Origin of the sequence: Micromonospora sp. NPDC050495 (genome assembly GCF_040655175.1) — a bacterium.
In the GTDB taxonomy this organism is placed as follows: domain Bacteria; phylum Actinomycetota; class Actinomycetes; order Mycobacteriales; family Micromonosporaceae; genus Micromonospora.
Genome location: NZ_JBFAJK010000098.1, coordinates 1 through 8,343 on the forward strand (window position 1 = coordinate 1; position 8,343 = coordinate 8,343).

The 8,343-nt window shown below is 71.9% G+C and carries 9 protein-coding genes; all 9 read right to left on the minus strand.

Features of this window, described 5'->3' with window-relative positions:
- Positions 1-125: 125 nt before the first annotated feature.
- Complete coding sequence (locus AB0I11_RS33890) at positions 126-674, minus strand: peroxidase-related enzyme (protein ID WP_357329961.1); 549 nt, start codon at positions 672-674, stop codon at positions 126-128.
- 53 nt (positions 675-727) lie between these two features.
- Positions 728-1,846, minus strand: coding sequence for a winged helix DNA-binding domain-containing protein (locus AB0I11_RS33895; RefSeq protein ID WP_357329963.1), 1,119 nt, complete (start codon positions 1,844-1,846; stop codon positions 728-730).
- Positions 1,847-1,982: 136 nt separating this feature from the next.
- A complete protein-coding gene (locus tag AB0I11_RS33900) occupies positions 1,983-2,201 on the minus strand; it encodes a hypothetical protein (RefSeq protein ID WP_357329965.1) in 219 nt (72 codons plus the stop codon).
- A gap of 58 nt (positions 2,202-2,259) precedes the next feature.
- On the minus strand, positions 2,260-3,618 hold the full coding sequence (gene pafA / locus AB0I11_RS33905) for a Pup--protein ligase (RefSeq protein WP_357329967.1): 1,359 nt from the start codon (positions 3,616-3,618) through the stop codon (positions 2,260-2,262).
- Between the two features lie 494 nt (positions 3,619-4,112).
- Positions 4,113-4,934, minus strand: a complete 822-nt coding sequence (gene prcA, locus AB0I11_RS33910; RefSeq protein WP_357329969.1) for a proteasome subunit alpha — start codon at positions 4,932-4,934, stop codon at positions 4,113-4,115.
- 64 nt (positions 4,935-4,998) lie between these two features.
- Positions 4,999-5,838, minus strand: coding sequence for a proteasome subunit beta (gene prcB, locus AB0I11_RS33915; RefSeq protein WP_357329971.1), 840 nt, complete (start codon positions 5,836-5,838; stop codon positions 4,999-5,001).
- Positions 5,757-6,164, minus strand: a complete 408-nt coding sequence (locus AB0I11_RS33920) for an endonuclease VII domain-containing protein (protein ID WP_357329973.1) — start codon at positions 6,162-6,164, stop codon at positions 5,757-5,759. The genes prcB and AB0I11_RS33920 overlap by 82 nt, the downstream gene beginning before the upstream one ends.
- A 77-nt stretch (positions 6,165-6,241) precedes the next feature.
- On the minus strand, positions 6,242-6,448 hold the full coding sequence (locus AB0I11_RS33925; RefSeq protein ID WP_073836803.1) for a ubiquitin-like protein Pup: 207 nt from the start codon (positions 6,446-6,448) through the stop codon (positions 6,242-6,244).
- Between the two features lie 108 nt (positions 6,449-6,556).
- Entirely contained in the window at positions 6,557-8,074 is a 1,518-nt protein-coding gene (gene dop / locus AB0I11_RS33930) for a depupylase/deamidase Dop (protein ID WP_357329975.1), read from the minus strand.
- Positions 8,075-8,343: the final 269 nt, after the last annotated feature.

Below are 8,343 nucleotides of genomic sequence, written 5' to 3' on the forward strand. Positions count from 1 at the left end.
AACCAGGACCATGGAGCAAGCCGGGCAGACCGGCGAACCCGACCTGCCCAACACCCCAACCAATCAACATCAACCAATACTCACGCGTCCAAAGACCACACCACCAACCATCGGTGGATTCAGGCTCAGCCGGCCAGGTAGCCGTGCCGGACCAGGAGGCCGACCGAACGGCGGTACGCCTCGGGATCGTCCGGGGTGAACGCGCCCAGCCCGTCGACGTACCGGTTGTACATGCAGAACGCGGCCGCGATCAGCACCGTGTCGTGCACCTCCAGGTCGGTCGCGCCCGCGGCCCGGGCCGCGTCGACCAGCTCGGCGGTGACCTCCCGCCCGCCCCGCTGCACGGCCGCCGCGATCCGCAGCAGCGCCCGCAGCCGCCCGCTCACCGGGGCGCTCTCCGGGTCGACGCGAACCTGCTCGACCAGGGACTCCCCCGCCGGCAACTGGGCCGCCGCGGTCGCCCCGTGCGACGCCGCGCAGAAACCACACTCGTTCAGACCCGACACGTACGCCGCGATCAACTCGCGCTCCCCCGGCGACAGGGTCGGGTGCGGGGCGCGCAGCAGCGCCTCCGCCAGCGCGTTGAGCGGCCCGGCGGTCTCCGGCCGGAACCGGGTCAGGCCCCGGATGCCCGGGTGCTCCCGCTCGTCGAAGCCGAGGTCGATGTGTGCCATCCGGTCCACGCTCCCCACTGTCGCCGACAGACGATCATGCGGGCCGGTACGGGTCAAGACCCGGCCGGGCCGATCCGCACCGCCAGGTCGAGCAACTCGGGACAGGCGAAGGCGAGCAGCCCTCGCGCCTCCGCCTCCAGCGCGTCCCGGTCCGCCGGCCCGAGCCGGCCGAATAGCCGCACCGCGAGGGTGGCCGTGCCATCCCCTCGCACGATCGTCCAGGTGCCGGCCACGAACCCGTCCACCAGCACCGTCGCGGCCACCGCCGGAGTGATCACCCGTCGGCGTTCCGCGTCGCCGAGCACCCGGGACCGGTCGGCGTTGCCCAGCAGGAGGTTGTCGTACTCCGGCAGCAGCCGGGGTGGCACCGGGTTGTCCGGGCCGGGCCGCGCCGCGTCGGGCAGGTCGAACAGTTCGCGCCCCTGCTCGTCCCGGAAGACCCGTAGCTCGCCCCGGATCCGCTCGATCACCTCGACCAACCGGGTCAGCCCCGACCACGCCTGCACGTCCCGTACCGACGCCGGCCCGAACGCGGCCAGGTAGCGACGGACCAGGACGACCGGGTCGGCCGGGGCCGGCGCGGCGGTGAGCCACTCGTCGGCCAGGGCGCACGGGCCGTCCACCCGGCCGCCCCAGGTGCCGGCCGGCGGCAGGTGCACCAGCGGCAGCAGGTACTGCACGGAGTGCAGCAGGGCGCTGCGGTCCCGGTCCGGCCAGCGCCGGGCCAGCAACTCCCGCAGCCGGGTGCGGCTCAGCGGCTCCTCGGCCAGCAGCGCGGCGGCGTACGCCACCAGCTCGGCCGGATCCACGCCGGCGGTGGCCCGGCCCATGAACTGCCGTTGCAGCCGCGCCATCAACGGTTGCAGCAGCGGACGCAGCCACCGGTAATCGTCCGCGGCGGTCACGTGCAGGGTGCCGCGCACGGTGGTCGCCCGCACCACCTGCCGCCGCAGCAGCAGCCCGGTCAGGTCGTCGCGACGAAACCCGCTCACCCTGGACCACAACCCCAGGTACGGCGCGGTCGGCACCTGGCCCTGCAACCCGACCAGCCGGCGCACCACGTCCAGGGCCGGCAGTTGTGTTCGATCGAGCAGGAACTGCCGGGCGAGGGTGGCCCGGTTCACCGCCCGGCGCGACAGCGACGGCACCGCGGGCGCGCTCCGCCTGGACACCCGGCACCCCTCCCAGCGACGGACGGGGCGGCAGGCAATCCGTTCCCGTTGCCGGCGAGGCTAACCCCGACCCCCGACAGAACGACCCTGGTCAACCCGCGGTCAACCACGGGCGGCGCGGCGGCCGCCGGCTGGCTCAGCCGGCGAAGAAGATCAGCGCCAGCCAGGCGCCCACGATCACCACCAGCGCCGCGGCCAGCACCCAGGTCGGCACCGTGTACTCGCCACGGCGGTTCCGCTCGACCTCGGCGCGGATCTTCTCCCGGCGCCGATCGATCCAGTTGAGCTTCTCGGCGCCGCGGTCGCGGTCCGGGCGCGCGCCGCCGTCGCGGCCGGAGGGTTCGGAAGTGTTCATCGCCGTGCCAGCGTACCGGTGGCGAGGCGGCCGGCACCGGGGCACCGGCCGCCGCGCCTCACATGCTGGCGATCAGCCGCTCCACCCGCTCGTCGTACGCCCGGAACGGGTCCTTGCACAGCACGGTGCGCTGCGCCTGGTCGTTCAGCTTCAGGTGCACCCAGTCCACGGTGAAGTCCCGCCGCTTCTCCTGGGCGTGCCGGATGAACTCGCCGCGCAGCCGCGCCCGGGTGGTCTGCGGCGGGGTCTCCTTCGCCTCGAAGATCTCCGGGTCGGTGGCCACCCGGTCCACCTCGCCGCGCCGCTCCAGCAGCCCGTACAGGCCCCGCCCGCGCCGCACGTCGTGGTACGCCAGGTCCATCTGCGCCACCCGCGGGTGCGACAGCGGCAGGTCGTGCTTGCGCTGGTACCGCTCGATCAGCTTCAGCTTGGTGACCCAGTCGATCTCCCGGGCCACCGGGTCCAGGTCGCCGGTCTCCACCGAGCGCAGCACCCGCGCCCACAGGTCGACCACCCGCTTGGCGGTCTGGTCCCCGCCCCGGCGCTCCACGAACTCCGTGGCCTTGGCCAGGTACTCCTCCTGGATCTCCAGGGCGCTGACCTCCTTGCCAGAGGCCAACCGCACCTTGCGCCGCCCGGTGATGTCGTGCGACACCTCGCGGATCGCCCGGATCGGGTTCTCCAGCGTCAGGTCCCGCATCACCACCCCGGCCTCGATCATCCGCAGCACGATGTCGGCGGTGCCGACCTTCAGCAGCGTGGTGACCTCGTTCATGTTCGAGTCACCGACGATCACGTGCAGCCGGCGGTACCGCTCCGCGTCGGCGTGCGGCTCGTCCCGGGTGTTGATGATCGGCCGGCTCCGGGTGGTCGCCGACGAGACGCCCTCCCAGATGTGCTCGGCCCGCTGGGAGAGGCAGTAGACCGCGCCGCGCGGCGTCTGCAGCACCTTGCCGGCGCCACAGATCAACTGCCGGGTGACCAGGAACGGGATCAGCACGTCGGCGAGGCGGCCGAACTCGCCGTGCCGGGAGACCAGATAGTTCTCGTGGCAGCCGTACGAGTTGCCGGCCGAGTCGGTGTTGTTCTTGAACAGGTAGATCTCGCCCGCGATGCCCTCGTCGTGCAGCCGCTTCTCCGCGTCGACGAGCAGCCCTTCCAGGATCCGCTCGCCCGCCCGGTCGTGGGCCACCAGATCCGTCACCGCGTCGCACTCCGGCGTCGCGTACTCCGGGTGCGAGCCCACGTCCAGGTAGAGGCGGGCTCCGTTGCGCAGGAACACATTGCTCGACCGGCCCCACGACACCACCCGCCGGAACAGGTACCGCGCGACCTCGTCGGGGGAAAGCCGACGCTGCCCGCGGTAGGTGCAGGTGACGCCGTACTCGGTCTCGAGGCCGAAGATTCGCCGCTCCATGATGTGACATTAGCCGCCCGAGGCCGCAGATGGGCAGCGCTCACTACGCCGGTCCGGCCGGTATCGGCCCAACCATTCCCACCGCGCGCGCATCCCACCGTCGGGGGCGGTCGCCGTCCGGGCCGATCCGGGTCACCGCGGGTGCCGCTTTCCGACCCGGCGTACGCGCGGCGGGCGGCGCGACGTGACCTCCTCGCGGGCGGCCGGCGGGCGGGCACGCGGGGACGCCTCGCGTCCCGGTCCCAGGTGGACGCGCCCACGGACGTCGCCGTCCCACCCGCTCCGGAACCGCGCCGGTCCCGAGGATTCCTCCCAGGCCCGGCGGCGGTCTCGTGCCTGGCCCGCCGCCGTCTCAGCCCGGGTCGGCGCGGTCTCGTGCCTGGCCTGCCGCGGCCCAGCCCGGGTCGGCGCGGTCTCGTGCCTGGCCTGCGTGCGGCCTCAGCCCGGGCCGCTCGCGCCTTCGTCCCGGGTCCGGCGCGGTCCCCCGTCCGGGACTACTCGCCGGCCTCGTCCTGCGGGCCCTCCAGGTCCGCCGACGTGGTCGGCTTCTTCGCCTCCTCGGTGGGCACCGTCGGGGTCTTCGCCCGCCCCGCCGCCGGCGCGGCGTCCGCGGCCGGGTCCCCCTCCAGCAGGGCGGTCAACGCCGCCCCGGTGATCCGCCGGAACGTCCGGCCCACCCGGCGGCGGTCCAGCACCGCCACCTCCAACTGGTTGGCGGCGATGGTACGCGCCGATCCGCCCTCACCACCGACGCTGCTCAGCGCCTTCATCGCGGCCCGGACCGCCTCGGAGAGCGACATCTCCGGCCGGTGCTCGTTCTTCAGCACCCCGGTGATCGCCTCGGCCTGGCCGCCCATCGCCATCCGGCCCGGCTCGTCGTTCACCGAACCGTCGTAGGTCACCCGGTAGAGCGCGTCGTCGTCCGGGGTCGCGCCCACCTCCGCCACGCAGATCTCCACCTCGAACGGCTTCGACTGCTCGGTGAAGATCGCCCCCAGCGTCTGCGCGTACGCGTTGGCCAGCGCCAGGCCGGTCACGTCCCGCCGGTCGTAGCTCAGGCCGTTCAGGTCGGCCATCCGCACCCCGGCCCGGCGCAGGTTCTCGAACTCGTTGTACCGGCCCACCGCGGCGAAACCGATCCGGTCGTAGATCTCGCTGACCTTGTGCAGGGTGCTGGAGAGGTTCTCCGCGACGAAGAGCACCCCACCGTCGTAGCTCAGGACCACCGCGCTGCGGCCCCGGGCGATGCCCTTGCGGGCCAGCTCGGAGCGGTCGCGCATGATCTGCTCGGGCGAGGCGTAGAACTGCATGGCCACGGCGGCGGTTCTCCTTCGGGCGCTGTGCTGGGGACTGCTGACGGGTCAGGTGGGCGCGGACGGCTCAGCCGCCGGGGTTCTCCATCCGGCCGGCCACGACGCTCTCGGCGATCGCCGCCGTCTCGGCGTCGGTGAGCCGGTGGGTGCCGTCCGCCGTCGCGGTCATCACCACCGGGTAGATCCGGCGGATCAGGTCCGGACCGCCGGTGGCGGTGTCGTCGTCGGCCGCGTCGTAGAGCGCCTCCACGGCCAGCCGCACCGCGTCGTCGACCGAGAGCCCGGCCCGGAACCGCTTCTTGAGCGCCGACTTGGCGAAGAGCGAGCCCGAACCGATCGCGTCGTAGCCGGTCTCCTCGTAGGGGCCGCCGGTCACGTCGAAGCTGAAGATCCGGCCGGCCCGCACCGGGTCGCCGGCGGCCAGGTCGAACCCGGCGAAGAGCGGGATCACCGCGAGGCCCTGCATCGCCGCGCCCAGGTTGCCCCGGATCATCGAGGCCAGCCGGTTGGCCTTGCCGTCGAGCGAGAGCATCGCGCCCTCGATCTTCTCGTAGTGCTCCAGCTCCACCTGGAACAGTCGCATCAGCTCGATGCCGATGCCCGCGGTGCCCGCGATGCCGACCAGCGAGTACGCGTCGGCCGGGTGCACCTTCTCGATGTCCCGCTGGGCGATCAGGTTGCCCATCGTGGCGCGCCGGTCGCCGGCCATCACCACGCCACCGGCGGCCGAGATGGCCACGATGGTCGTCGCGTGCGGCGCCAGGTCGGCGGCCATGCCGGGCGGCAGCGGCCGACGGCCGGGCAGCATCTCGGGGGCCACCTTGCTCAGGAACGCTGTGAAGGAGGACGTCCCCGCGTTGGTGAACACATCTGGAAGACGCCCGGATGGATCAAAACCCGCTGCCACGTGGTTCCTCTCAGGTACGTGATCGCCCTGGCCAGCCTCGCCGGACTGTCCCGGAACTGGCCAAGACCACCATTGCAGTTGAAGCAGAGTATCCCGCGCACCCATCCGGTGCGATGATCGTGGTCCAGGTGTTGCGGGTCCGGGGATCGGCGCAGAGGCGATGACCTTCCGGGACGTCCCGGGTTGGCTTCACCTCGCGGTCGTATCGCTCCTTCACCCGCTTGGCGCAGCTGGCCTTTGAGCGCGCGTTGAAGCACGGTTCGCAGTAGCTGCCGCGGCCGCTCGGACGCTTGCTGCTCGCACAGAACTCGTCGAGCGGCTTCCATTCCTCGCAATCGCGGCAGCGGCGTTTCCCGTCCTGATCATCCACCGGGAGCGACATGTCCATTTCGCCCCGATATGTTCACTGACCTCCCTTTTGTACGTACCCCCTCACGAACTCTTCCGCGTTTTCCTCCAGGACGGAGTCGATCTCGTCGAGCAGGTCGTCGACGTCCTCGGTGATCTCGGCGTGCCGCTCGGCAACCTCGGGGTTGGCCTGCGCGGTAACCTCCTCGACCTCCTCGTGCGACTTGCCGGACTGGGTCTGCCCGCCCTCTTGCGTCGCCATGGTGGTGCCTCCTCCACGATCGCCCTGCGATCAACTTACCTCGCGGAGACGACGAAAAGCCCGTCGCGCGCCGGGTTCCGGCACTCGACGGGCTTTCCGGCATCCGGCTCAGCCGCCGGTCAGCATCTCCAGCAGGTCCTTGGCGCTCGCGCAGCGGTCGAACAGCTCCCCGACGTGTTTGCGGGTGCCCCGCTCGGGCTCCATCATCGGCACCCGCACCAGCGACTCCCGGCCCACGTCGAAGATGACCGAGTCCCAGCTCGCGGCGACCACCTCGGAGGCGTACTGGGCCAGGCAGCGGCCCCGGAAGTAGGCCCGGGTGTCCTCCGGCGGCTCGGTCATCGCGGCGCGGGTCTGCTCGTCGGTGAGCAGCGTCTTCATCGAGCCGCGGGAGACCAGCCGGTGGTAGAGGCCCTTCTCCGGGCGCACGTCGGAGTACTGCAGGTCGACCAGCTGGAGCTTGTGCGCGCCCCAGCCGAGCTTCTCCCGCTCCCGATAGCCCTCCAGCAGCCGCAGCTTGGCCACCCAGTCCAGCTCGTCGGCGCACTCGAAGGCGTCCCGGCCGAGCCGGTCCAGCACGCTCTCCCAGCGGTCCAGCACGTCGGCGGTCTGCGCGTCCACGTCGTCGCCGTAGCGGTCGTCCACGAAGGACCGGACCCGTTCCAGGTAGGCCCACTGCACGTCCAGCGCGGTGAGCCGGCGGCCGTCGCGCAGCCGCATGAGGTGCGTGAGCCCCGGGTCGTGGCTGACCGCGCGCAGCTCGCTGACCGGGTCGGCGATGCCGAGGTCGGCGCCGAGCGCCTTCTCCTCGATCATGGTGAGGATCAGCGCCGTGGTGCCCACCTTGAGGTACGTGGAGATCTCGGAGAGGTTGGCGTCCCCGATGATCACGTGCAGCCGGCGGTACTTGTCGGCGTCGGCGTGCGGCTCGTCCCGGGTGTTGATGATGGGCCGCTTGAGGGTGGTCTCCAGCCCCACCTCGACCTCGAAGAAGTCGGCACGCTGGGAGATCTGGAAGCCGCTCTGGCCGCCGTCCTGGCCGATGCCGACCCGGCCCGCACCGCAGACGATCTGCCGGGTGACGAAGAACGGCGTCAGGTACGCCACGATGTCGGCGAACGGGGTCTGCCGGCGCATGAGGTAGTTCTCGTGGGCGCCGTAGCTGGCGCCCTTGTTGTCGGTGTTGTTCTTGTAGAGGTGGATCGGGTGGGTGCCGGGAATGGTGGCGGCCCGCCGCGCCGCCTCGGCCATCACCCGCTCGCCGGCCTTGTCCCAGCGCACCACGTCCAGCGGGTTGGTCACCTCGGGCGTGGAGTACTCCGGGTGCGCGTGGTCGACGTAGAGCCGGGCGCCGTTGGTGAGTATCACGTTGGCGAGCCCCAGGTCCTCGTCGGCGAGCGCCTCGGCCGGGTCGTACGCGGCACCGGAGTAGGTGAAGCCGCGGGCGTCGCGCAGCGGCGACTCCTCCTCGTAGTCCCAGCGGGCCCGGCCGCCCCGGTTGAGTTCGGGGCGCGCCCCGTAGGCGTTGACCACCTGTGAGGAGGTGACCATCGGGTTGGCCCCGGCCTGGCCGGGAACGGAGATGCCGTACTCGATCTCGGTGCCCATGATCCGTCTGACGCTCATCGACCTGCCCGCTCCGCTCGCCGTCCCGGTCCCCGTCACGTCGAGCGTAGTCGCCGTCACCCGGGAAGGTGGCGCGGCGGGGCCCGCGCGTGCGACGTGGCCGGCGCCGCGACGGCGTACCCGGGGCGGGCGCGGGCGGCCTCGGCGGACGTGCGAAGGGCCCGCGGCGGGTGCGGATGCTGTTGGTTAATTTGGGTTCTGCGTGACGTCGGCCTTCAATAACTGGTTGTGGTGTTGAAGGCCGACGTTTTGGTATTGGGGTGGGTTGC